We start from the raw sequence: 24039 nt of genomic DNA, 5'->3' as shown, positions 1-24039 counted from the left end.
GGCAGTGCCAGGCTTTTTACGTTTCCAGTGAGGCGATTACAGGGTCTTGATCAGCACCTGCGACTTGCGCTGCCAGTTATACATATGCTGGCGGTCCTTCGGCAAATCGTCGACGGTGGCCGGCACGAAGCCGCGTTTCTTGAACCAGTGCGAGGTGCGCGTGGTCAGCACGAACAGTTTGTTCAGGCCGGCGGCGCGCGCGCGGTTTTCCATGTGTTTCAGGATGCGTTCGCCGTCGCCCTGGGCTTGCACTTCCGGGTTCACCGTCAAACATGCCATTTCCGCCATCTTTTGCGCGGGGAACGGGTACAGGGCGGCGCAGCCGAAGATCACGCCATCATGCTCGATGACGGAGAAATAATCGATTTCGCGCTCGATCAGCTCGCGGCCCCGCTTCACCAAAGTGCCGTCCGCTTCCAGCGGCTCGATCAGTTTGATGATGCCGCCCACGTCTTCGATGGTGGCCTGGCGCAGGCTTTCCAGGTTTTCATGGCTGATCATGGTGCCCACGCCATCATGGGTGAACAATTCCAGCAAGGCGGAACCGTCCATCGAGAACGGCACGATGTGCGAGCGCTCGACGCCGTTGTGGCAAGCCTTGACGCAATGTTTCAAATAGAAAGCCGTGGCGTCGGGCAGGAAGCCCGCCATCAGCACGGCTTCGGCCTGGTGCGACGACAGTTCGCGGATTTCCACGCCCGTGGCGTCTGCCATCATCGGCGTTTCCGTGATGAAAATCAGTTTATCCGCGTGCAGGGCGATGGCGGCGCTGCAGGCCACGTCTTCCATGGTCAGGTTGAACGCTTCGCCGGTCGGCGAGAAGCCCAGCGGCGAGAGCAGCACCAGGCCGTCCGAACCGAGGATGGAATGGATGGTTTCGGCGTCGACCTTGCGCGTGATGCCCGTCAGTTCCAGGTCCACGCCATCGATCACGCCCAGCGGGCGCGCCGTGATGAAGTTGCCGGAAATGATACGGATGGCCGCATGCGACATGGGCGTGTTCGGCAAGCCCTGGCTGAACGCGGCCTCGATATCGAGGCGCAGCTCGCCGGCAGCTTCCTTCGCGCATTCCAGCGCGGCGATATCGGTGATGCGCACGCCGTTGTGGAAGCGGCCTTCGACGTTACGCAAGGCCAGCTGTTCCGCCACTTGCGGCCGCGAGCCGTAGACGACGGTGACATTGATGTCCAGCGCATGCAGCAGGGACAAATCATGGGCCAGCACCTGCAGCGCCCCGGCGCTGACGAGTTCACCGGGGAAGGCGACCACGAAGGTCTTGCCGCGAAAGGCGTGGATGTAGGGCGCGACGGAGCGCAGCCATTGGACGAATTGGGTAGGGTTTTCCATTAAGCGCATTATAATTCGCTGCGCGATGTGCGCGCTTAAAATACCTGTAAAAAAACAATGTCTTCAGCCAGCAATAAGTCTTCCCCTCCTTCCACCGTTGCAAATGTGCCCGCCAGCGGGGATGTTGCCACGCCTGCCGCCACGTCTGCACAGGGCCGCCAGCGCCCGCCCGTGAGCCAGCAAAGGCAGCAGCCGCCGCGCGCGGAACAACAGAAACAGCAACAGCAGCAGCGATCGGCAGAGGGCAGGCCCCAGGCCGCGCGTCCGCCGCGCGAGGGGCAGGAAAGCCGCGAAAGCCGAGATGCCGCCCGCGCCGCGCGCGAAGCCGAAAAGGCTTTCCGCAACCCGCTGCCACCGATCACGTATCCGGAAGACTTGCCCGTCTCGGGCCGGCGCGCCGAAATCGCCAAGGCATTGACGGAAAACCAGGTCATCATCGTCTCGGGCGAGACGGGTTCCGGCAAGACGACCCAATTGCCGAAGATTTGCCTGGAGCTGGGACGTGGCCAGAAGGGCATGATTGGCCACACGCAGCCGCGGCGTATCGCCGCTTCCTCGACGGCCAAGCGCATCGCGCAGGAACTCGGTACGCCGCTGGGCGAAACGGTGGGCTTCAAGGTGCGCTTTACCGATACCCTGAGCCGTGGCGCCTCCGTCAAGCTGATGACGGACGGTATTTTGCTGGCCGAGACGCAGACCGACCCGTTGTTGAAAAATTACGACACCATCATCATCGATGAAGCGCACGAACGCAGCCTGAACATCGATTTCCTGCTCGGTTATTTGAAACAGCTGCTGCCGCGCCGGCCCGATCTGAAAATCATCATCACCTCGGCCACCATCGATGCGGAACGCTTTTCGCGCCATTTCGGCACGCCGGAAAAACCGGCGCCCGTGATCGAAGTGTCGGGCCGTCTGTACCAGGTGGAAGTGCGCTACCGTCCCGTGGAGCGCGAGCAGGTGGCCATGCCCGGTTCGGGTGCGAACGCCGACAAGCCGGGCCAGCGCACGGCTGCTGCGCGCGAAAAGCGCGACCTGATGGATGCCGTCGTCGATGGCGTGGAAGAACTGTGCCGCATCGGCTCAGGCGACGTGCTGGTGTTCTTGCCGGGCGAGCGCGAAATCCGCGACTGCGCCGAAGCGCTGCGCAAGCACCATCCGCCGCACGTGGAAATCCTGCCCCTGTTCGCCCGTTTGTCGGCCGAAGAGCAGGAGCGGGTCTTCAAGACCAGCAATGCGCGCCGCATCGTGCTGGCCACCAACGTGGCGGAAACCTCGCTGACCGTGCCCGGCATCCGCTACGTGGTCGATGCGGGCCTGGCGCGCGTGAAACGCTACAGTTATCGCAACAAGGTCGAACAGCTGCAGGTCGAGCCGATCGCCCAGTCCGCCGCCAACCAGCGCGCTGGCCGTTGCGGCCGCGTGGCCGATGGCGTGTGCATCCGTTTATATGAAGAGCAGGATTATCTGCTGCGCCCGAAATTCACGGAACCGGAAATCCTGCGCTCTTCGCTGGCCGCCGTCATCCTGCGCATGAAGTCATTGCACCTGACGGACGTGGAAACCTTCCCCTTCATCGAGCCGCCGCTGGCGCGCGCGATCGCCGACGGTTATCAATTGCTGCAGGAACTCGGTGCCGTCGACGAGGTGAACCAGCTCACGCCGCTCGGCAACAAGCTGGCCAAGCTGCCGCTCGATCCGCGCGTGGGCCGCATGATCCTGGCCGCGCTCGATAACGCGTGTCTGACGGAAGTGCTGATCGTCGCCGCGGCCCTGTCCGTGCAAGACCCGCGCGACCGCCCGATGGAGCACCAGCAGGCGGCCGACGAGGCGCACAAGAAGTTTGCCGATGAAAAATCGGAATTCTTGAGCTATCTGAAAATCTGGCGCTGGTTCGAGTCCGCCATCGAGCACAAGAAAACCAACCGCCAGTTGCAAGACAATTGCCGCACGAATTTCCTGTCGCAGATGCGCTTGCGCGAATGGCGCGACGTGCATTCGCAGCTGCTGACCATCGTCAAGGAGCAGGGCTGGCGATTGAATGAGGCACCGGCCACCTACGACAATCTGCACATGGCCTTGCTGACCGGCTTGCTGGGCAATATCGGCTTCAAGGGCGAGGACGAGCCGGGTGCCGGGTATCTGGGCGCGCGCGGCATCAAGTTCCATATCTGGCCCGGTTCCTCGCTGCTGAAAAAGCCGGGCAAGTGGATCATGGCGGCCGAACTGGTCGACACGACGCGGCTGTACGCGCGCTGCGTGGCGCAGATCCAGCCCGAATGGCTGGAAAAGGTCGGCGAACATCTGTTGAAAAAATCGTGGGGCGAGCCGCGCTGGGAAAAACGTTCGGCGCAGGTGACGGCGTCCGAACGGGCGACTTTATATGGACTGGTGGTGTACAGCCAGCGCCGCATCAATTACGGCAATTTCAACTTGCCGGAAGCGCGAGAGATTTTCATCCGCGACGCCCTCGTCGGCGGCGACTTCGATACGCGCGCGCCCTTCTTTGCGCACAACCATAAACTGATCAAGGATATTGAAAACCTTGAACACAAATCGCGCCGCCTGGACGTGCTGGTCGACGATGAACTGATCGCCGCCTTCTACGACAAGCTGCTGCCGGTGGACGTGTGCAATGGCGCCGGTTTCGAGAAATGGCACAAGGAAGCGACGCGCGACAATCCGAAGCTGCTGTATCTGAACCGCGAAGAGCTGATGCGCCACGAGGCGGCCGGCGTGACCACCGACCTGTTCCCGAAAACCATGTCCGTGACGGGCCTGGAAATGGGCCTGACGTACCACTTCGAGCCGGGCAGCGTGCGCGATGGCGTGACCTTGGCCGTGCCGCTGTATGCGCTGAACCAGTTGCCGCGCGAGCGCTGCGAATGGCTGGTGCCGGGCATGCTGAAGGAAAAAGTGCATCTGTTATTAAAATCCCTGCCGCAAAAGCTGCGCCGCCACTGCGTGCCGCTGCCTGACTATGCGGCGAAATTCTGCGAGCGCGTGCATGCAGCGGGCGTGTTTGGCCGCGGCGATCTTGTAGACGCCATCATCGCGGATATCCGCACGCAAATCACCATCAACGTGCTGACGACGGATTTCAAGCCGGAAACCCTGCCTGCCCATCACTTCATGAATTTCAAGGTGATCGACGAGCATGGCCGCCAGCTCGACATGGGCCGCAACCTGGCCACCCTGCAAGCGGAATTCGGCGGCCAGGCGCGCCAGAGTTTCCAGAAACTGGCCGAAGTGTCGGGCGTGTCCGGCACGGGCACGCCCGGTGCGAAGGTGGCGGGCGCGCAAGTGGCGTCGCGGCTGCAGGCGCAGAGCGCTACAGTGGCAGCAGGCAAGGGCGCGTCCGCCGCTGCCGCCGCGCCGGCGCCAAGCAATGCTACCGTCTCGCAGCACATGGGTTTGACGGCCTGGACCTTCGGCGAATTGCCGGAGCTGCTGGAAATCGTGCAGGGCAAGCTGACCCTGATCGGCTTCCCCGCGCTGGTCGACAAGGGCACGCATTGCGATCTGGAAGTGTTTGACGACCCGACCGTGGCCGCCCGCACGCACAAGATCGGTTTGCGCCGTTTGTTCGCGCTGCAAATGAAGGAGCAGATCAAGTACGTCGAGAAAAGCATTCCGGGCTTGCAGCAGATGGGCATGCAGTTCATGGCCCTCGGTTCGCAGGAAGAGCTGCGCGAGCAAATCATCAACAAGGCGCTCGACATTGCATGCCTGCAAGATCCGCTGCCGCTGGACGCCGCCTCGTTTGCCAAGCGCCAGGCGGAAGGCAAGTCGCGGTTGGTTCTGTTGGTGAATGAAATCGCCCGCCTGCTGTCGCAAGTGCTGACGGAATTTCACGGCTTGCCCAAGCGCTTGCAGAATATTCCCGCAGCGGCCGCCACCGATATCCAGTCGCAGTTGCAGGGCCTCGTGCACAAGCGTTTCTTGACGGAAAATGAGTACACGCAGCTGGCGCACTTCCCCCGCTATCTGAAGGCGATCAATGTGCGTCTGGAAAAACTGCGCGCCGACCCTGCGCGCGACACCAAGTTGATGGCCGAATGGCAATCGGCGGCCGCACCCTATCTGCGCCAGAGCAAGGACCGCCAGGCCGGCAAGAACACGGACCCGAAACTGGTCGAGTTCCGCTGGATGCTGGAAGAGCTGCGCGTGTCGCTGTTTGCGCAGGAATTGCGCACGCCGATGCCGGTGTCTGCCAAGCGTTTGCAAAAAGTATGGGAATCGATGCAGCGGTAGGTCGGATTAGCGTGCCCGAAGGGCACGCGTAATCCGACAATATCGTTGGCGCGACGGTGGATAGGGTTAGCGGTGCCAGCCGGGTTACGGTTTGGCGGTGTTAACCGTGCCGCTGGTGGTGTCGGATTACGCGGCTGCGCCGCTAATCCGACCTACCCGACCTACCCGACCTGCCTTCACCTGGTTTCTCAAGTGCGCCTATTGAGATCATCATCGTCGCCGAGCGATGAGCGCGAGCCCAGGTCGCCCTGGCTGCTGCCCGTGCCGGCGCGGCTGCCGCTCATGGAGGTGCCGGACATGCTGCCTTCGCTGCCCGATTGCAGGCTGGCGCCGCCGCGCAGGTCGCTGCCCGATGGCATGCGGCTGCCCGCCATGCTGCCATAGCGCGTGCCGCTGCCATAGAACGCTTCCATCTGCTGGTTCCACGCATCGCTGCCCATGTCGGGCCAGTTGTCCTTGTCGAAACCGGGGGCGTCTTTCAGCAGGTCTTTGTCCACGTTGAGCAGGAAGCGCTTGTTGACGGTGTCCAGGGTCAGGCGTTCCCAGGGCACGGCAAACAGCTTGTCGCCCATGCCCAGGATGCCGCCGAAGGACAGCACGGCATAGGCGATCTGACCGGTGCGCATGTCGAGCATGATTTCCTTGATGTCGCCCAGTTCCTCGTCGTCGTGATTGTAGACATCGTCCCCGATCAGGGTATCGGCCCCCATCAGGGCCGGCCCCGGGCCGTCGTGGTTGCGGTACATGCCCAGGATGTCGCGGTCCAGATAGCTCATGGTGTTCTCTCCTCGTGTGAAGTGCTGATCGAACATCCAGATTAAGCATACGCTCCAGATCGCGTTTGATCTGCCTCAATGGTGCCTGCGGCACTTTTATCGGTGCGCAAACGTACGGTGCTGTCAGCCAATTGCGGTACTCTATGCGTTCCAAGGAGGAGCCGCACATGCTGACGATGCAACGCTGCAATGGGATGAACTGGCAGTACGCTCCACCACGACATGCGCGCCGCGCGCCATGGTAAAGCCCGCTACCAAATGGCTGCGCGGCTTGCTGCGCGCCGGTAAGGCGCAGCAGCGCACGGCGACCACACTGGCCAAGGTGCTGTTCGGGCCCGTGCCGGCCAAGCCCACGGCCAAACCCCGCAGCAAGCCCGTGGCCAAGGCCAAGGCCAAAACAATCGCCAAGCCGCGTGCCAGGCCGGCTGGCGATGCGACGCCCGCGCTGGCGCCGTTTGCCACGCCCCTGTCGCCGCCGCGCGTGCGCAAGCGAACGGCGCCCCCGCCGGGCAAGTGGCTGGCCACCCACTATGCGCCGTTGCCGGAGCTGGGGCAGTTGCCGGGCCGGCGCCTGCCATATTTTTTGTACCTGCCCGAGAAAGCGCCCAGCGCCGCCATGCGCAGCCGGGGCCGGCCGCTGCTGGTGATGCTGCATGGCTGCGAGCAGAGCGCCACGCAGTTTGCCGAAGGCACGCGCATGAACCGCCTGGCCGAACGCAAGGGCTATGCCGTGCTGTACCCGCAGCAATCGCTGCGTTCGCATGCGCGCCGCTGCTGGAAGTGGTACGACAAGCTGACGCAGGAGGGCGGCGGCGACGTGCGCCTGATCATCGGCGCCATCGAGCAGGTGGCGGCCCGCTACGCGATTGACCGCGCGCGCATCTATATCTGCGGCATTTCCGCCGGCGCCGGCATGGCGCATATCGTGGCCCTGAACCATCCCCATCTGTTTGCCGCGCTGGGCCTGCATTCGGGGCCCGTGTTTGGCGCCGGGCATAACCTGATCGGCGCGCTGGGCGTGATGCAGCATGGCGCTGCCGCCCGTGCCGACGCGGCCATCGATGAAGTGCTGGCGCGCCAGCCCGCGTTTCCCCGCCTGCCGACCATCCTGCTGCAAGGGCTGGCCGACAAGGTGGTGCGGCCCATCAACCAGACGCAGCTGGTGCGCCAGAGCGTGCGCGTGAACCGCCTGCCAGCCGATACCTTGGTGACGGCGCAGCGCCTGCCGGGCGGTGCGGCGGGCGGGCGCAATCCGGCGCATGCGTATGCGCTGCACGATTATCAGGTGGGCCAGGAAGTGCTGCTGCGCGTGGCGCAGGTCGAGCACCTTGAACACGCGTGGAGCGGCGGCGACGCCAGCCTGCCGTTCAACGACAAGGCCAGGCCCGACGCCAGCAAGATGCTGCTCGATTTCTTCGCCAGCCACCGCCGCCGCCGCTAAGCCAGCCTGCCGCGCGCCGCAACGGCGCGGCAGGCACTGGTACGCATCGCTACTGCCTTCCCCCATCGCCGGCCGTGACCTCCTCAGTCACGGCAGCGCATGCCGTGCTGCCCTCGATTTTTCTAAGTGGTATTGCTGCGGTATTTAAAAAACACAAAAACAGGCGATAAAAATCCTAACTGGTATACAATTGGTACACGTTATCAGTGTGATCCGTGTCTGCCGCCCCATGCCACGACGGTAGATACGCACTGACGGCAGCCACCCATATTACGGAACGCGCCATGTCCATCCAGTCCAGGCAGTTGCTGTGGTTTTTTGCGTTTTTCCTCGTCTTTGAACTGAATATCTATCTGTCGAACGACATGATCATGCCGGCCATGCTGGGCATCGTCGGCGAGTTCCAGGCGGAGAAAAAGTTCGTCCCCCTGTCCTTGAGCCTGTATCTGCTGGGCGGCAGTTCGCTGCAGATTTTCCTCGGGCCCCTGGCCGATGTGATCGGCAAGCGCAAGCTCGTACTCGCCGGCAATACCTTGTTCTTGCTGGCCACCATGGCCGTGCCATTTTCCACGTCGATCGAGCAATTTCTCGCTGCGCGCTTCATCCAGGGCATGGGCTGCTGCTTCATCTTCGTCGGCTATGCCATGATCCATGAACTGTTCGACGACATGGCCGCCGTCAAGCTCAGCAGCATTCTGTCGAGCACCACCATCCTCGCGCCCCTGGCTGGCCCCATCCTCGGCAGCGCCATCATCAGCCGGCTGGACTGGCGCTACGTGTTTTTCCTCTCCGGCCTGCTGGCGCTGCTGTCTCTGCTGGGTCTGTTCAAGAGCATGCCGCGCACGGCGCCGGCACAGCCGCGCCTGGATGGCCGCGCCATCGTGCGCAGCTATGCCGCCATTTTCAGCAACGGGCGCTTCATGTTCGGCATGTTTATTGCCGGGTTGGCCACCGTGCCCCTGACGGCCTGGATCGGCTTTTCGCCCCTCTTCGTGCTGCAGGAGATGGGCGCCTCGTACGCCACATATATCGCCCTGCAATGCGTGATCTTGTCCGGCTTTGTCCTCAGCAGCATCGCCATCCAGCGCCTGCGCCAGGATTTCCCCCTCGTCCATTTGCTGCGCCTGGGCGGGCTGGTCGCGGCGGCCGGCATGCTGGGCGCGGGCGCGGGCCGCCATCACGTGGACGTGTTTGCGGCCTGCATGTTTGTCTATTCCATCGGCTTCGGCCTGTTCAACGGCGCCCTGATCCGCTGCGCGATTACGGCCAGCAAGGAGGCGATGACACTGACGACGGCCGCCATGAGCCTCCTTTATTGCATTTATCTGTCCGCCTGGCTGCAACTGTACAACGTGCTGTGCCAGCGCTTCGGCTATGCGCTGGAAACGTATGCGCTGCTCAATATCCCCGTCATCGTGGTCATCGCCGCCTGCCTGCTGCTGTTTACGCGGGGCATGGCGGGGCGCCGGGAAAGCGCGGTGCGGCTGGCCCGGCACTGATGGCGCCACGCTGCGCCTGTTCCCGCCCTTGTTTTACCTCCTGCGACGTTGATTGACACTCTCCTGTGGAAAATGGTGCGCCCATGAAAATAGATGACCTGGCCTCAAAACACGATCAAGCAAAGATTTTCAGCCTCGAATACGAGTTTCGCATCCACCGGCTGAAACTCGATTACATCACCCTGGCCGATGTCCGGCCCCCCGGCAGCGACCTGGAGCAACTGGCCGTGGAGCACCAGGCGGGCATCGCCGCCCTGCGCAGCTTCGTTGCCGGCAATTTTCCGTATTTCAATGCGGCAAGCTGTTCCTCGCTGAGCTGCATCCCCACGCGCGCGCTGGGCGACGACGAGCGCTACCTGCACCGCATCTGGATGGGCGGCCCCTTGCCGGCCATCGCCTGTGAAGCGATCGGGCAGTGGGGCGCGGCGCTCGACGACGTGCGGCGCAACGGCGGCGCGCCGTACGTCTCCATCCTGTGGGTGTGGGATGCGCAGCAGCTGTGCCATGACGCGCGTTTCAGCCCGACGGGCGGCGCCGGGCGCTACACGATAGGCCGCTACGCCATCGGCGGCACGACCTTGCACATCAACTCGCTGCGCGCGCTGGCGCTGGACTTTGCGCCGGCCCGCTTCGGCATCCTCGATACCCTGCATGCGCAGCGCTACTTCGCTACCCTGTCCGATTATTTTCGCATCCTCATCATGTGCGAATACGGCGGCATGTATATGGATGTCGATACGGTGCCGCACAATCCGGCGACGATTTTCCTGATGAAGCCGGAAGTGCCCGACTACTTCCAGCGCAACGCTGATGACAGCGAAGCGCGTCGGCATGTCAGCTGGATGAATCTGTTTCTCGATGAAACGGGCATGCTGATCGCCAAGAGGAACGATGCGGCGCTGCGCGTGATCCAGCGCAATGTGAACCTCGCCTATGCGGGCATCACTGCGCAGGTTCCCCGTTCCTGCCCGCAATTCGAAGCGCAGCTGTTCGGCCAGTTTTATGCCGAATGGAAGAAGAACCTGGGCGTGACTGTGCTCAGCCATGCCGAGTTCTACCAGCGCTATTGCGTGCTGTATGACGGTGTGCGCGAAGCGGTGGCGGGCGGCATCCGCGGCATGCGCTTGCTGGACGATATCATTACCGACATGCACATCCCCTTGAGCGACGAAGAGCGGCGCGCATATGCGCGCTGCGTGGCGCGGCTCGATGAACTCGGCTGGCAACTCGACGATCCTTTGCGCCTGCCCGACATCGTCGACGTGTTCGACATCGAGGAAGTGCCGCGCATGGCGTATGCGGCCCAGTTGCGGGCCGACATCGAGCATTTTCATTATTACTCGGTGTTGTCGGACGACCCGCAGCTCGACCGTGCGAATAGCGTCTTTTGCCGCTACCTGCTGGCCCACCGTGCGCAGCAGATTGCCGCTGGCAACTTCTGGCGCCCGACCGTAGGCCGCCACGGCAGCCGCATGCCGGCCATCGGCGATGCGGCCCCGCCAGGTGACGAGGCGCAGGCGGACTTGCTGTCGCATGCGCCGCTCACGCTGGTGCCGGGCGAACTGCTGGACGACGAGACGAAGAACCGCATGGCCAAATTGCTGTTTGCCACCAGCTACCTCGAATACTGCTCGTTCGGCAATAAACTCAATCTGCAATTCGTCGAACTGCAGCGGCGGCAGAACATCGACCCGTATCTGGCGCACATCCACGGCCTGCATGACGAGGACGGGCGCTTCATCGGCTTTTTCACGGCCGCGACGATGGACGAGTTCCAGGCCTGCGGCGCCGTGTCATATTACCGCGACGACATGAAGGCGCTCGACGATGCGTATGACGCCTTCGTGCTCGCGCATGCGCGCGCCGACGACTGTTTCGTCAGCAGCCTGGCCATCGACGAGAAATACCGGGGCCAGGGCTTGTTCCGGCAAATGTTCCATGAAATCGGCGACCTGGCCAGCCGCAAGGGCTGTGCGCGCATCACCCTGACGGTGTGGGAAAAGAGCGAAGCGCTGCAGGTGTATCTGCACAAGGGGTTTCGCAGCGTGGGCACGTTCGACTATGCCTACAGCCTGTTCTATGACCGGCTGCATTTCCTCGTGTATGAAGGCGATTAAAGCGGCGGCCAGGGTGGCCGCCGCACTGCGGTGACTACAAAGCCAGGAAGGCCAGGGCCGCCACGGCCGTCGGCAGCAGGGCGCCAGCCAGCAGGCCGACGGCGCCGATCGATTCATCCTTGAAGCCGCGGCGCAGCAGGGCCACGCCGGCCGGGTTCGGCGCGTTGGCGATGACGGTCAGGCCGCCACCGGCCACGGCGCCGGCCATCAGCATGTATTTTGCTTCGTCCGTCATGCCGACGATCAGCGAACCGAGGTAAGTGAGGGCGGCATTGTCCGTGATCGCCGTCAAGCCCAGGGCGCCGAAGAACAGGGCCAGCGGTTTCAGGCTGGAGACGATGGGCTGCAACCACCATTGCTGCATGCCGCCCAGTACCACCAGGCCGCCGAGGAAGAAGCCGACCAATAAACCTTCTTTGAGGATCAGCGGGCTTTGATAACGCTCATACGCTTGCACGAAGCCGAGGAAGAACAGGAATAGGCCGAAGAACAGCACGGGATGGTGCGCCAGGGCCACCACGCCGCCCAGCACGATCATGTGCACGAGGCTGATGGCCAGCGGCACTTTCGGCGCTTCCACTTCGCCGGCCTTCGGCTTGATGTCGGAGGTGTTGCTGTGCAGGTATTTACGCAGCAAGATGCTCACGCCCGTGGCATTGACCAGCACGGCGATGGCGGCCTTCCAGCCGAAATGGCTGGCCATGTAGGCGCTGTCCCAGTTCCACGTGGTGGCCACCATCAGCACGGGCGGCGCCGCGTACGAAGTCAGGGTGCCGCCGATGGAAACGTTGACGAACAGCACGCCCAGCGCGCCATATTTCAGCCATTCGGGGATGCCCGGACGGAAGATTTGCGGCGCCAGCATCAGCGCGGCCAGGGTCATGGCGGCCGGTTCCGTGATCATCGAGCCCGTCAGGGGCACGAGCGCCAGTCCCAGCCAGACGAGGGCCAGTTCCGTGCGCAGCGGCATCACGCGCGCCACGCCCTTGAGCAGGCGCTGCACGGCGTCGAGCACGGGGCGCGAAGCGGCCACCACCATGACGACAAAGACGAACAGCGGTTCCGTGTACTGGCGCGATTCGGCGTACTCGATGGCCGCCTCGCCGCCCGAGACAAAGGCCATGATGATGATCAATATAAAGGCCCAGAAGCCGAACACGACTTCCACTTCGCCCAGCAGGTGCAGCAGGCCCGCATGGCGGGGATGGCGGTTCGCCAGGGTTTCAAACGACTTGGCGGCGAAGGTGTGGATGAGCGCAAGGCCGAAGACGATGGCGCTGATGAGTTGGATGGTGGTCAAATGCGTTTCCTTATGGACGAAGGGAGCCGACTGGTACTTTGCCAGACGGTAAGGAGAGTGCTTATGGTACAGCAATCGATGCCAAAAACGGGGTTTTTCGGACATGGCGGAGCGGCCCCTGGCACGCGATCTGACAGATAAACCTTGCCAAAAGCGGGGCCGGATAGTACTGTATATGCATACAGTATTCTTCTATCTAGCCAATGATGCAACATTCTCAATTGATGGCCTCGCCGGAAGCCTTGCACCCGTCTTTATGGCGCGCATCGCAGCTGGGGCAGGGGGCCACGCGCTGCCTGGACACGGGCTTTGCCGCCCTGTCGGCGCAACTGCCCGGCGGCGGCTGGCCCAGCGGCAGCCTGATCGACCTGCTGGTGCAGCAGGCGGGCAGTGGCGAATTGCGGCTGCTGGCGCCCGCGCTGGCGCAGCTGCCGGGCTTGCCCATCGTGCTGCTGCAGCCGCCCCATCCGCCGCAGGCGCTGGCTCTGGCCGCGCAGGGTCTGGCGCCGTCGCAACTGCTGTGGCTCAAAAGCGCCGGCAGCAAGGATGCCCTATGGGCGGCAGAAAACATCTTGCGCAGCGGCAGTTGCGGCGCCTTGCTGTTCTGGCAGCCGCACGTGCGCGCTGACAGCCTGCGCCGGCTGCACCTGGCCGCGCAAGGCGGCAACACCTTGTTCTGCATGCTGCGCCCCTTGCACGGCGCGCAGGATGCGTCGCCGGCGCCGCTGCGCCTGTCCGTGCGCCCGGCCGCCGGCGGCATCGAAATCGGCTTCATCAAGCGCCGGGGACCGCAGCGCGATGCGCCCCTGTTCCTGCCCCTGCAACCTCCTTCATTACTGTTACGCCATGCGACTCTGGATCGGCCTGTGCCTGCCCCGGCTTCCGCTCGAAGTGTTTTGCCCGCGCTGGTCGGCTGACCAGCTGGGCGTGGTGCTGGAGCAGGAGCAAGTGATGGCCCTGTCGCCGCTGGCGCGGGCGGCAGGCATCCGGCCGGGCATGCGCCGCGCCGGTGCGCTGATGCTGGCGCCGCAGGCGCGCCTGCACGAACGCTCGCTTGAACTGGAAGCGCAGGCCCTGCAAGCGGTGGCGCTGGCGCTGCTGCAATACTCGCCGCTGGTGGCGCAGGGCGAAGAAGCGACCTTGCTGGTCGACGCGGGGGCCAGCCTGCGCCTGTTTGGCGGCGTGCGCGCCCTGTGCCGGCAGATTGCGGCCAGCTTGCGCGCGCTCGGCTACACGGCCCAGCTGTCGTGCGCGCCCACGGCGCGCGGCGCCTGGCTGCTGGCGCGCGCCGGCACGCGCCGGGGCCGGACCTTGAGCATGGCCAGTCTGGTGCGCCGCCTCGACCGCCTGCCGTGCGCCCTGCTGCCGCCCGCGCGCCCTTACCTGGATTGGTTCGAGGGCATCGGCTGCCGCACCCTGGGGCAGCTGCGCCACTTGCCCCGGCCCGGCTTGCAGCGCCGCTGCGGCGCCGCCGTGCTGGACATGCTCGACGACGCGCATGGCCACAGCACGGAACTGTTTGTGTGGATTGAGGCGCCGCCCACGTTCCGCGCCAGCCTGGAATTGTTCGACCGCGTCGAGCACGCCGACGCGCTGCTGTTCGGCGCGCGCCGCCTGCTGCAGCAAATGACGGGCTGGCTGTGCGCGCGGCAATTCGCCGTCGAGCGCATACAGCTGCTGCTGGCGCACGAGCGGGGCAGGGTGGCGCGCCCGCCCACCGTCATCGACCTGGCGCTGGGCGAGGCCGTCTGGCGCGACGAGCACCTGGTGCGCCTGCTCAAGGAGCGCCTGGCGCAGCTGGTGCTGGAGGCCCCCGTGATCGGCCTGACCCTGGAAGCGCTGCAGGTGCAGCCGATGGCGCCGCCCAGCGAGAGCCTGTTTCCCGAGCCGGGCGGCACGCCGCAGGAGCGCCAGCGTTTGCTGGAATTGCTGGTGGCGCGCCTGGGCGCCGAGAATGTCTTGCAGGCAGTGCCGCGCGCCGATTACCGTCCCGAAGCGGCCAACCAGTGGCTGCCGCTGCCGGCCAAGCCAGGCGCAAAAATCGCGCTACCCGACTTGCCGCCCGGCTTGCCCGGCATGCCCCGCCCCGGCTGGTTGCTGGCCCAGCCCATCGCCCTGTTGATGCGCGAACACCGGCCATTCTATGGCTCGCCCTTGAAAATGGTGTCCGTCGCCGAGCGCATCGAGGCGGGCTGGTGGGGCCAGTCGCAGGCGCGCGACTATTTTATTGCGGAAGGACGCGACCACGCCCATTACTGGGTCTACCGCGAACGCATCGCCGGCAGCGCGGAAGACGCCGCGCCGCGCTGGTTTTTGCATGGTTTGTTTGGCTGAGTGGGGGAGCCGTTCCTGCGCGCCTTGCTTGCCTGTTTTGCGTTCGGCTTCCCGTGATAAACGGAGAGAATTGACACTGTCTGCTCCTGTAAGATGCACATCCTGTTTATGCTCAGACCGCCGGTCTGCATCTTGTGTGATGGATGCAGGATGCCTGGACAGGGAGCGTTACGACATCTTTGGGGAAATATGAAACTGCTATTGCTGCTGGTATTGGGATTCATGTCGTGCCGGAATCCGGCGCATGCCGCTCATCAGCCGCCTCCGCATACTGCCATGGCAAGCTACGAGCAGGTGCAGTTTCTGCGGAAAGCCGCTTTCAACATCATTGTCAATGCCAGGGATGACCAGGCGGCGCTGAAAAAATATGCGCAGGCGCTGGAAGCCATCCTCGTCTATCTGGACAGGCCGGAAGTCCGTGATCTGGCGGCGGGCAATATTTATCTGAAATTTTGCGGATTTAATCTGCGGCTGGACCTGGTCGAAACGTATGGCAAACTGAAGCAGCAAGACAAGGCGGTCAAGACCTTGCAGGATATCAACGACATAAGCTGGACGCCGATACTGCTGAAAGTAATGAAAGACAGGCCCGGCCTGGCGAAGATGGCAGATGACCCACGCGTGCAAAAGATACTGTCCGTTGCCGCTATCCCCAGGCAGCTATGGCCATCCGAGGCCGCGTATCCCTACGCCGCCACCTTGAGCGTCGAGGAGCGGGTGGCAGGGCTTTCGCAATTTTGGCACCAGGTCAGGGAAAGTTTCGTCTATTTCGACAACGTGCCGGAGCTCGACTGGAATAAGGTCTACCTGGAATACCTGGGCAAGGTGATCGCAGCCGGAACGACGGAAGAATATTACCGCGTGCTGTTGCAACTGGCGCCCTTGCTCAGGGATGGCCACACGAATATTTATGCGCCGCCAGAACTCAGCAAGAAATTGTATGCCCGGCCACCGCTGCGCACGGCCATGCTGGATAACAAAGTAGTCATAGAGGCAATTTATAGTCCTGTGCTGAAGGCCAGGCTTGCGGTGGGCGATGAAGTGCTCAGCATCGATGGCATGCCGGTTCATGACTATGCGAAACAATACATTTTGCCCTTGGTGAGCAGTTCAACGGAGCAGGACCGGCAATTGCGCACGTATACTTATCAGCTCCTGGCGGGCGATGCGGACAGGCCGATCACGCTTGGCTTGCGCAATATGGCCGGGCTGGAGCGTATTGAAGTCATCGCCAGGTCGGGGCATGCCGATATTGAAAAGAAAGAAGTATTTATATTCAAGATGTTGCCTGGGCGAATAGCCTATCTCTCCCTCGACCATTTCGAGAGTGATGAAGGCGTCAGAAAATTGGAAAAGGTTTTCCCTGAAATCCTGCAGTCCAAGGCGCTCGTCCTCGATATCCGGAAAAATGGTGGAGGTTCCACACAGTTCGGCGCAGATATTCTCAGTTATCTGACCCGGCAGCCGATCCCGTTTTCGAAAAGTTACGTTCGGAGCGACAATGGTTTTTCCCGGAGTGACGATGCACATATCGTATGGAAAGTCATGGGCGGAAAGGGCAGTGAAGCGCATTATTCGCGGAAGCGCGTTTTTGACGGCCCGGTGGCGGTGCTGACAGGCGCAGCCACGTTTTCAGCGGCAGAAGATTTTCTTGTTTCCTTCGATACATTGCAGAGGGGATTGAAGATAGGCGAGGCGACCGGAGGCAGTACGGGCCAGCCCATCTTGGTGTATTTGCCGGGCGGCGGCTATGGGCGGATTTGCGCCAAGCGCGATACCTATCCCGATGGGCGGGAATTCGTGGGTGTCGGCATTTTTCCAGATGTCGAGGTGCGTGCCACCAGGGAAAGTCTGGCCGCAGGCGAGGATGTCGTGCTGAACAAGGCGGTGAGCCTGCTGAACCAGCGCAAGCAGTGATGCCAACCGTGGCGATGGCCGGGCCGCCCAGCGGCGTTATCCGCGCTTACACACGGTGCGCCCATTGTTTTACTTGTGGCAAGGACGTGCTGGCCACGCACGCACGTTGCCATGCTTGGCTATACTGGCTTTCTTGCTTGCGCCGCGTCAACCACTTGAATAAGGATTTCCATGTCCCAACTTTCCGACTTCCCCATCACCCGTAAATGGCCTGCACTGCATCCCGAGCGCTTGCAGCTGTACTCGCTGCCGACACCGAACGGCATCAAGGTCTCGATCCTGCTGGAAGAGCTGGGCCTGGCGTACGAGCCGCACCTGGTCAGCTTCGAGCAGAACGACCAGCTGTCGCCCGCCTTCCTGTCGCTCAATCCGAACAACAAGATTCCCGCCATCCTCGACCCGGACGGTCCCGGTGGCCAGCCGCTGGCCCTGTTCGAATCGGGCGCCATCCTGCTGTACCTGGCGGAAAAGACGGGCAAGTTCATCCCGCAGGACGCGGGCTTGCGCTATGAAACGATCCAGTGGCTGATGTTCCAGATGGGCGGTATCGGCCCCATGTTTGGCCAGGTGGGTTTCTTCCACAAGTTCGCCGGCAAGGACTATGCAGACAAGCGTCCGCTGGAACGTTACCTCGGCGAAGCCAGACGCCTGCTGGGCGTGCTCGAGCAGCGCCTGCAGGGCCGCGACTGGATCATGGGCGAGCAGTACACGATTGCCGACATCGCCATCTTCCCGTGGGTGCGCTGCCTGGTGGGTTTCTATGGTGCAGGCGACCTCGTCGGTTTTAGTAACTTCCCGAATGTGCAGCGCGCGCTGGACGCTTTCCTGGCCCGGCCTGCCGTCATCAAGGGCGTCGACATCCCATCGCGTGGCTAAAACAGCGGTGGCCGGACGGCGCTACAATGCGCCATCGGCCGCGCTGCGCGGCAGCTTTGATCTGAGACAATGAAATCCACCCGGCAAGATTTTCCCGGCGCCCACGGCCATGTGCTGGCGGCGCGCCTCGATGCACCCGACGGCGCCATCCACGCCTATGCGCTGTTCGCCCACTGTTTTACCTGCGGCAAGGACGTGCTGGCCGCGCGGCGCATCGCGCAAGGCTTGACGCAGCACGGCATCGCCGTGCTGCGCTTCGACTTCACGGGGCTCGGTGCCAGCGAGGGCGAGTTTGCCGCCACGAATTTTTCGTCGAATGTGGACGACCTGCTGGCCGCCGCTGATTTCTTGCGGGCAAAACATGCTGCGCCGCAATTGCTGATCGGCCACAGCCTGGGCGGCGCCGCCGTGCTGGCCGCTGCCGCGCACGTGCCGGAAGCGACGGCCGTGGTGACCCTGGCCGCGCCCAGCACGCCCGCGTATGTCACGCGCATGTTCAGCGCGCACCTGGAGCAGATTGCCGCCGAAGGCGAGGCGCTGGTGCAGCTGGAAGGGCGGCCCTTCCGCATCCGCCAGCAATTCGTCGACGACGCGGGCAGCCACAGCCTGAAGGCCCACATCGCCGGCCTGCGCCGCGCCCTGCTGGTGATGCACGCGCCCAACGACACGACGGTGAGCCTGTCGAATGCGATGGATATCTTTACGGCCGCGAAGCACCCGAAAAGTTTCGTCTCGCTCGACGATGCCGACCACTTGTTGACGGGGCGCGATGACGCGGCCTATGTTGCCAACGTCATCGCCGCCTGGAGCGCGCGCTACCTGGCATAAATCGCCGCCCATGAAAAACGCCGTACCGGCAAGATGCGGGTACGGCGCAGATGGGGAAGAGCGGATCAGTCCTCGTCAAACTCTGCCGAAAGATCCTTCCAGCCTTTACTGATGGCAAAGGCGGAAAATTCCTCGGGCGCTTCCAGGACGATCAGTTTCTTGTCTTGCAAGCCCAGGTCGCCATGGCCGAAGTCGGGGCCCACGTAGCCGAGGCTGCGCAGGCGGGCCAGGATGTGGCCGACCAGGGTCTTGTCCTTATAGGCGCCCGCTTCGAGCGGGGCGGCGAAATCGACGTAGACGTCGATGATGCCGTAGCCTTCGTCGAAGATGCGGATGGCCTTGATGTCGTGGGCACGGCCGGAGCCGTCGATGGCCTTGAAGGGGCCGCTGAGCTGGATGTCGGTGTCATTGTTCATGACGCCAGCATACACCAAAAACGGCCTTGCGTAGTGCGGTGTTCAGGAGCCGAGCAGGATGAAACCGGCCCAGTAGAAGGGATGGCCGCGCGTCTCGCCGCTGCCGCCGGCGGCGTCGAGCGGCGTCAGGCCCCGCGTCGCCGTGACGGCCTGCCGGGCGGCGCGGATCTGCCGCAACTGCGCCTGGCGCAAGGCTTGCGGCTTGCCCTTGCCTTGCGCCAGCGCCGCATAAAAATCGCCCATCAGCGTGGCCGTCGACTGGTCCGGCACGCGCCACAGGCTGGCCAGCACATTGCGCGCGCCGCGCTGGCGGGCAAGCCAGGCCAGGCCTTCCAGTTCGCGTCCCGTGGCATCGGTGCCGGCCGGCACGGCCGTTTCGCAGGCCGACAGGGTGAGCAGGTCCAGGCCGGCGAAGCGGTAGCCATCCTGCGCCAGTTCCGCCAGGCTGAGTTTGCCGCCATCGCCCAGCAGCAGATAGGAGTCCGCGCCCGCGCCCGAGCGCAGCACGAAATGGCTGGCGATGTGCACGCTGCTGTTGGCGGGCAGCGCGCGCTGCAGCGCCGCGCCGGTGAAGTCGCCATCGAGGTAGATCTGGCTGGGGATGCGCGCCGCGTGTCCGATCGCCTGCACGGCCCGCAGTTCGCGCTGCACGAAGGGCAGGGCCGGCAGTTCGCCGCTGGCGCGCGTCTGGCCGAACAGGGCAAGCGATGGCGCGCGGCGCGGCGCTGCTTGCGCGCCGGCCTGTTCGCCATGCAGCGAGACGGGCAGCCGTTCGACCAGCCAGCGGCGCCCGTCATGCAGCATGGCGAACGGCAGGTAGCGCAAGACGCCGTCCAGCGACAGCGACAGCGAGGTGGCGCCGTCCAGTTCCCGGCTGGCCGGCGCCAGCAGCAGCGCATACAGCGCCTGCGCATCGGCGCGCGCGTCCTGTGCCGGGTCTTGCGCGCTGCGGCGCAGGCGGGCGATGCGCTGCGCCAGCGCGCGCTCGTCGATGGCCACGTCGTGGATGGTGCTGCCGCTCCGTCCGCCGCGCTGCGCGACGATGCGCAGGCGCGTGTCGGTAACCAGATAAGTCAGGTGCAGCACGCCCCGCTTGAGCGGTTCGGCCCGCGCCATGCCAGCCTTGCCAGTCTTGTCTGCCGGCGCGGGCGTGGCCACGCTGCCGGCCGGCAGCGCCGCCAGCGCTTCGGTGGCGTCATCGAGCAGCAGCGCCATGGCGTCGTTCGCCCGCCGCCATGCATCGTCCGCTTGCGCCAGGCCCTGCGCCTGGCGTTCGCGCGCCGCGGCCAGCGCCTGGGCGCCTGCGCGCAGGGCGGCGGCGCGCACTTCGAACTGGCGCTGCCATTCGCCCTCCGCGCCCGTGTAGCCGAGGCGCGTGGCGCGCGGATCGGGGGCGCTGCGCACCAGGCTGTGGAATTCGTCTTCGCGCACCATGGCCAGCACGGTTTCCGCTTCGTGGATGCGGCGCTGGTCGAGCAGGCGGTCCGCCAGCTGGCCGTAGGCGGCGCGTTTTTGCCGCACAAAGCCCTGCCGCAGCGGCACGGGCAGGCTGGCCGTGCCGGCGCGCGTGGCTTGCAGCGCATTGACCGCCTGCTTGCCGAGGAAAATGCCGGCCGCGTCCGGTTCCAGCGCGCCCAGCTGCGCCGCTGCCCGCGCTTCGAGCATGCTCTGTTCATGCGCCATGCCGATGGCCAGTGCGCGTGCCGCCTGGGACCGCGCCGTGGCGGTATCGCCCGCGCGCGCATTGAGTCCGGCCGCGTCCAGCAAGGCCTGTGCATGGGCGGGATGGGCCACGCCGCGCGAGGCGGCCAGCTGCTGCGCCATGGTGCCCGCCTCGCGCGCCAGCGCCTGCAGTTCGGCCGCGCCGATGCCGGCGTGCTCCGCGCGCGCCAGCAGGTGCGCCTGGCGCACCGTGTCGAGCATGCCGGCCGTGGCGGGAGGCGTTTGCAGCAGCCGCGCCTCCAGGCCGGCCAGTGCCGTTTCCGCCTCGTCCTGCAGTCCCAGCGCGGCCTGTGCCTGCGCCGCCAGCAGCAGCGCATCGGCTTCGTCGGCCGGCAGCGCCTGGCCGCCGGACATGGCCAGCCGCGCCGCCGCCTGCGCCGCTTCCAGCGCCTGCTGGTACTGCCCCAATGCCATGCGCGCGCCGCCATGCGCGAGCTGGTGCGCGGCGCAGGTGGCGGCGGCCTCGCCATACACGGCGCGGCAATGTTCGAGCGCGGCGGCGGCGGCCACTTCCGCGCGGCCCAGCTGATTGTCCGCCAGCGCCGTCAGCGCCACGTCCTGCCAGGCGCTGACGGTGTTGGCATGGCGGTCGCCGAACAGGGCGCGGCGGATGCGCAGGCCGTCCTCCGCCTCCTGCCATGCCTTGCCGCTTTCGCCCAAGCGCAGGTGGATGCCGCTCAGGCGGTTCAGGGCCACGCTGGCCTGCATCGAGTCTGCCCCCGAGCGCTGCACCGCGATGGCCAGCGCGCGCTGGGCGAACGCCAGCGCCTGGCGGTCGTTGCCGCTCAGGGTGTACCAGTTGGCCATGTCGGTCACGCTCGTTTGCGTCTCGGTGCGGTTTTCGCCGAAGGCCGCCAGGCGTATCCGGTAGGCGCGCTCCAGGTAGCCGTAGGCTTCTTCCATGCGGCCCATGCGCAGCAGCAGCACGCCCACGTCGCGCATGCCCCACGCATGGTCGGTGCTGTCCTCGCCCGAGGTGCGGGCCCACGTTTCCATGGCTTGCCGCGCATACGGCAGGCCGCGCGCATACTCCTTGGTCTGCAGCGCCACGCCGGACAGGTTGGACAGGCTGGTGCCATACGATACCGTGTCTTTGCCGATCAGGCGGGCTTTCGCCGCCAGCGCGACGTCGCCCCATTGCCAAGCCAGGTCGAAGCGGCTCCACTGGCGGTACAGGTACATCAGTTCGCTCGGGTAGTACATGCTTTCGCGCCCGGGATCGCCGTCGTCCAGCGCCTGGCGGATGGCCCAGCCTTCCAGCAAGGCCTGTTCGCTCTCGGCGTAGCGGTTGAGCATGTGCAGGCTCTGGCCCACGCCCAGCAGGCCGGTGGCGATGCCGGCCCGGTCGTCCGCGGCGCGGCAGGCGGCCACGCTGCGCTGGAACAGGGGCAGCGAGACGGCCGGCTGCTCCTTCTCGTTCGCGTCGTTCGCCTGCGCCAGCCATGGCGCGATGACGGCCTGGCAGGTGCCGGCCGATGCCGTTTGCGGCAAGGCCGATACGGCCAGCAGCAGGCCCAGGACGAGGCGCTTCATTGGACGGAGCGCCAGGACAGCCGGGCCACCTGGGCCCGGTCGGGGTTGCCCGCTTCCGCCACGGGGACGGCAACGTTGGCCGCGCCGCGCGTGGCTGGCAGGGCCGGCAACGCTTCGATGATGGCGAAGCGGCGCGGCAGGCTGCCATTTGCCGCCGGTGCCGCCACCAGCGCCAGCCATTCCACGCCATAGTGGGGTCCGCTGACGACGAAGCTGCGCTCGAAGCGGCTGACGCCGGCGCCGATGGCGGGCGGCATGCGGTTGCTGTCGCCGTCGAGCGCCGGATAGATGCGCGCGGCGGGGCCGTCCAGCGGCAAGTGCGCCAGGCCCAGGTCGACGGAAGCGGCGCTGCGGTTTTCCACGCTGAGGCGGATGCGCGTGCCGGCCGGCAGCACGCCGAGGTCGCCATCGGCGAATGCCAGCTGGCGCGGCGCCTTGCCCGGCAGGGTCAGTTCGATGCGCGCGTCGAGCAGGGGCGGGCCCGGCGTGGCGGGCAGCGCCAGCAGGGCGGCGAGACGCTCACCCTGTTTACCCGGGCGTATCGATCCCGCAGGCAGCGGCGCGGGCGTGCGGCTGGCCCAGCCCGCTGCGGCGCCTGCACTGTCCGGTAGCAGCGTCAGCCGCGTTTCTCCCCAGCCGACCGTGGCGGCGCGCCAGTGCGCGCCAGCCTGCCGGAACAGGTCGCCCTCGCGTATGCCGTCGAGCAGGCCATACGGCACTTGCCAGCCCTGCGCATCGCGCTGCACGGGCCACAGCTGCGCAGGGCCGCTGCCGCCGCCCTGCCACAGCGGCGCGTCGAGCGCCCCCGCATACACGGGCGAAGGCCAGGCCGAGCGGGGCAGCTGGTAAGCCTGCAATGCGTTCCTGTATTGCTGCGTGGCGCCGCCGGCCCACATGGCATAGGTTGGTGGCTGGCGCTGCAAGGCGGCGATGACGGCCCGGGTAAACAAGCCCGCTGCCAGACCCGGCGTGGCGGCCGTGGCGGCCTCCGGCGTGCGCTGCTGGGCTTCGGCGGCGAAAAAGGCGACATGACGGGGCCGCGCCTGCGGTTCGTCGGGTGGCGTGCCCTTGCCAGGGGCCGGGCGCCAGCCAATGTCGGTCGCCGCCAGCCCCCGCCACGCCAGGCCGTCGCCGCTGCGCGTGCCGGCCGCCGCATGGCAGGTATCGAATATGGCCACGACCTGTGTCTGCCGCGCGGCAAACGCATCGATGGCGCGCCCCAGTTCGCTGCTGCCGACGCCGCCATCGAGCTGCCGCCCCTGATGGCTGACCTGGCTGTCGCGCGTCAGCAAGCGCGTGCGCCGTCCTTGCGGCGCGGCTGCCTGGCCCGGATAGACGGGCAGCAGCACGCTGTGGCCCGACCAGTACAGCAGCAGGACATCGTCCTTGCCCAGCGTCTTTTCCAGCTGCGCCAGGCGCGCCAGGATGGCTGCGCGCGTGGGCGTCTGGCTGGCGCCCGCATCATCGGCCAGGCGGTAGATATGTTCATCGGCAAAACCCTGTTGCCGCAACGCCGCGCGCATGGCATTCACGTCGGCCGTGGGACCGGCCAGCCAGCTGCCGCGCGGCATGGCCGGCAAGGCGCCCACGCCGATCAGCAGCGCGTGGCGTTCGCCGGCCAGCGCCGCGCCGCCCAGCAGGCAGGACAGCAGCAGCCATGCTTGCCGGCGCCGCATCCG

General features: G+C 65.2%; 15 protein-coding genes. 9 read left to right on the top strand and 6 right to left on the bottom strand.

Annotated elements, in window-relative coordinates:
- Positions 1–36: 36 nt before the first annotated feature.
- Positions 37–1347 carry an amino-acid N-acetyltransferase gene (argA, locus tag CLU91_RS10270; protein WP_100874072.1) on the bottom strand — a complete coding sequence of 437 codons (1311 nt, stop codon included), beginning with the start codon at positions 1345–1347 and terminating at the stop codon, positions 37–39.
- A 57-nt stretch (positions 1348–1404) separates the two neighbouring features.
- On the opposite strand from argA, the gene hrpA reads away from it, so the two are divergent.
- Positions 1405–5601: an ATP-dependent RNA helicase HrpA gene (gene hrpA, locus CLU91_RS10265; protein WP_198521301.1), complete on the top strand. Its 4197-nt coding sequence runs from the start codon at positions 1405–1407 to the stop codon at positions 5599–5601.
- Between the two features lie 188 nt (positions 5602–5789).
- On the opposite strand, the gene CLU91_RS10260 is transcribed toward hrpA, so the two are convergent.
- A complete protein-coding gene (locus tag CLU91_RS10260) occupies positions 5790–6377 on the bottom strand; it encodes a PRC-barrel domain-containing protein (RefSeq protein WP_100874071.1) in 588 nt (195 codons plus the stop codon).
- A gap of 238 nt (positions 6378–6615) precedes the next feature.
- On the opposite strand from CLU91_RS10260, the gene CLU91_RS10255 reads away from it, so the two are divergent.
- The 3 genes from CLU91_RS10255 to CLU91_RS10245 all read left to right on the top strand — a co-directional run bounded on the left by CLU91_RS10255 (position 6616) and on the right by CLU91_RS10245 (position 11434).
- On the top strand, positions 6616–7818 hold the full coding sequence (locus tag CLU91_RS10255) for an extracellular catalytic domain type 1 short-chain-length polyhydroxyalkanoate depolymerase (RefSeq protein WP_100874070.1): 1203 nt from the start codon (positions 6616–6618) through the stop codon (positions 7816–7818).
- A gap of 284 nt (positions 7819–8102) precedes the next feature.
- Complete coding sequence (locus CLU91_RS10250) at positions 8103–9317, top strand: MFS transporter (protein ID WP_100874069.1); 1215 nt, start codon at positions 8103–8105, stop codon at positions 9315–9317.
- Positions 9318–9400: 83 nt separating this feature from the next.
- Positions 9401–11434 carry a GNAT family N-acetyltransferase gene (locus tag CLU91_RS10245; protein WP_100874068.1) on the top strand — a complete coding sequence of 678 codons (2034 nt, stop codon included), beginning with the start codon at positions 9401–9403 and terminating at the stop codon, positions 11432–11434.
- A gap of 34 nt (positions 11435–11468) precedes the next feature.
- Here CLU91_RS10245 and CLU91_RS10240 read toward each other — a convergent pair whose 3' ends face one another.
- A complete protein-coding gene (locus CLU91_RS10240) occupies positions 11469–12734 on the bottom strand; it encodes a putative Na+/H+ antiporter (protein WP_100874067.1) in 1266 nt (421 codons plus the stop codon).
- A 206-nt stretch (positions 12735–12940) separates the two neighbouring features.
- Here CLU91_RS10240 and imuA point away from each other — a divergent pair, with 206 nt between their 5' ends.
- The 5 genes from imuA to CLU91_RS10215 all read left to right on the top strand — a co-directional run bounded on the left by imuA (position 12941) and on the right by CLU91_RS10215 (position 18689).
- Positions 12941–13651, top strand: coding sequence for a translesion DNA synthesis-associated protein ImuA (gene imuA / locus CLU91_RS10235; protein ID WP_100876675.1), 711 nt, complete (start codon positions 12941–12943; stop codon positions 13649–13651).
- Positions 13581–15068 carry a Y-family DNA polymerase gene (locus tag CLU91_RS10230; RefSeq protein WP_100874066.1) on the top strand — a complete coding sequence of 496 codons (1488 nt, stop codon included), beginning with the start codon at positions 13581–13583 and terminating at the stop codon, positions 15066–15068. The genes imuA and CLU91_RS10230 overlap by 71 nt, the downstream gene beginning before the upstream one ends.
- Before the next feature lie 189 nt (positions 15069–15257).
- Positions 15258–16985: a S41 family peptidase gene (locus tag CLU91_RS10225; protein WP_198521300.1), complete on the top strand. Its 1728-nt coding sequence runs from the start codon at positions 15258–15260 to the stop codon at positions 16983–16985.
- Positions 16986–17156: 171 nt separating this feature from the next.
- Positions 17157–17861, top strand: coding sequence for a glutathione S-transferase N-terminal domain-containing protein (locus CLU91_RS10220; protein ID WP_100874064.1), 705 nt, complete (start codon positions 17157–17159; stop codon positions 17859–17861).
- Between the two features lie 69 nt (positions 17862–17930).
- The gene (locus CLU91_RS10215) at positions 17931–18689 is read left to right on the top strand and encodes an alpha/beta hydrolase family protein (protein ID WP_100874063.1); all 759 of its coding nucleotides are present in this window, start codon (positions 17931–17933) and stop codon (positions 18687–18689) included.
- A 65-nt stretch (positions 18690–18754) separates the two neighbouring features.
- On the opposite strand, the gene CLU91_RS10210 is transcribed toward CLU91_RS10215, so the two are convergent.
- Genes CLU91_RS10210 through CLU91_RS10200 form a run of 3 tightly spaced genes read right to left on the bottom strand, consistent with a single transcriptional unit; the run spans position 18755 to position 24036 of the window.
- Positions 18755–19105, bottom strand: coding sequence for a hypothetical protein (locus tag CLU91_RS10210; protein WP_100876674.1), 351 nt, complete (start codon positions 19103–19105; stop codon positions 18755–18757).
- Positions 19106–19147: 42 nt separating this feature from the next.
- Positions 19148–22360, bottom strand: coding sequence for a CHAT domain-containing tetratricopeptide repeat protein (locus CLU91_RS10205; protein ID WP_100874062.1), 3213 nt, complete (start codon positions 22358–22360; stop codon positions 19148–19150).
- Complete coding sequence (locus CLU91_RS10200) at positions 22357–24036, bottom strand: caspase family protein (RefSeq protein WP_157814670.1); 1680 nt, start codon at positions 24034–24036, stop codon at positions 22357–22359. Before CLU91_RS10200 ends, CLU91_RS10205 begins: the two co-directional genes overlap by 4 nt.
- Positions 24037–24039: the final 3 nt, after the last annotated feature.

It is taken from the genome of Janthinobacterium sp. 64, from assembly GCF_002813325.1.
Classification (GTDB): Bacteria; Pseudomonadota; Gammaproteobacteria; order Burkholderiales; family Burkholderiaceae_D; genus Janthinobacterium.
This window is presented reverse-complemented; position numbering and strand designations above follow the sequence as displayed.

Coding starts and splice junctions, on each gene's coding strand:
- argA (WP_100874072.1), bottom strand. CDS start 1,347: ATGGAAAACCCTACCCAATTCGTCCAATGGCTGCGCTCCGTCGCGCCC.
- hrpA (WP_198521301.1), top strand. CDS start 1,405: ATGTCTTCAGCCAGCAATAAGTCTTCCCCTCCTTCCACCGTTGCAAAT.
- CLU91_RS10260 (WP_100874071.1), bottom strand. CDS start 6,377: ATGAGCTATCTGGACCGCGACATCCTGGGCATGTACCGCAACCACGAC.
- CLU91_RS10255 (WP_100874070.1), top strand. CDS start 6,616: ATGGTAAAGCCCGCTACCAAATGGCTGCGCGGCTTGCTGCGCGCCGGT.
- CLU91_RS10250 (WP_100874069.1), top strand. CDS start 8,103: ATGTCCATCCAGTCCAGGCAGTTGCTGTGGTTTTTTGCGTTTTTCCTC.
- CLU91_RS10245 (WP_100874068.1), top strand. CDS start 9,401: ATGAAAATAGATGACCTGGCCTCAAAACACGATCAAGCAAAGATTTTC.
- imuA (WP_100876675.1), top strand. CDS start 12,941: ATGCAACATTCTCAATTGATGGCCTCGCCGGAAGCCTTGCACCCGTCT.
- CLU91_RS10230 (WP_100874066.1), top strand. CDS start 13,581: ATGCGACTCTGGATCGGCCTGTGCCTGCCCCGGCTTCCGCTCGAAGTG.
- CLU91_RS10225 (WP_198521300.1), top strand. CDS start 15,258: ATGAAACTGCTATTGCTGCTGGTATTGGGATTCATGTCGTGCCGGAAT.
- CLU91_RS10220 (WP_100874064.1), top strand. CDS start 17,157: ATGTCCCAACTTTCCGACTTCCCCATCACCCGTAAATGGCCTGCACTG.
- CLU91_RS10215 (WP_100874063.1), top strand. CDS start 17,931: ATGAAATCCACCCGGCAAGATTTTCCCGGCGCCCACGGCCATGTGCTG.
- CLU91_RS10210 (WP_100876674.1), bottom strand. CDS start 19,105: ATGAACAATGACACCGACATCCAGCTCAGCGGCCCCTTCAAGGCCATC.
- CLU91_RS10205 (WP_100874062.1), bottom strand. CDS start 22,360: ATGAAGCGCCTCGTCCTGGGCCTGCTGCTGGCCGTATCGGCCTTGCCG.
- CLU91_RS10200 (WP_157814670.1), bottom strand. CDS start 24,036: ATGCGGCGCCGGCAAGCATGGCTGCTGCTGTCCTGCCTGCTGGGCGGC.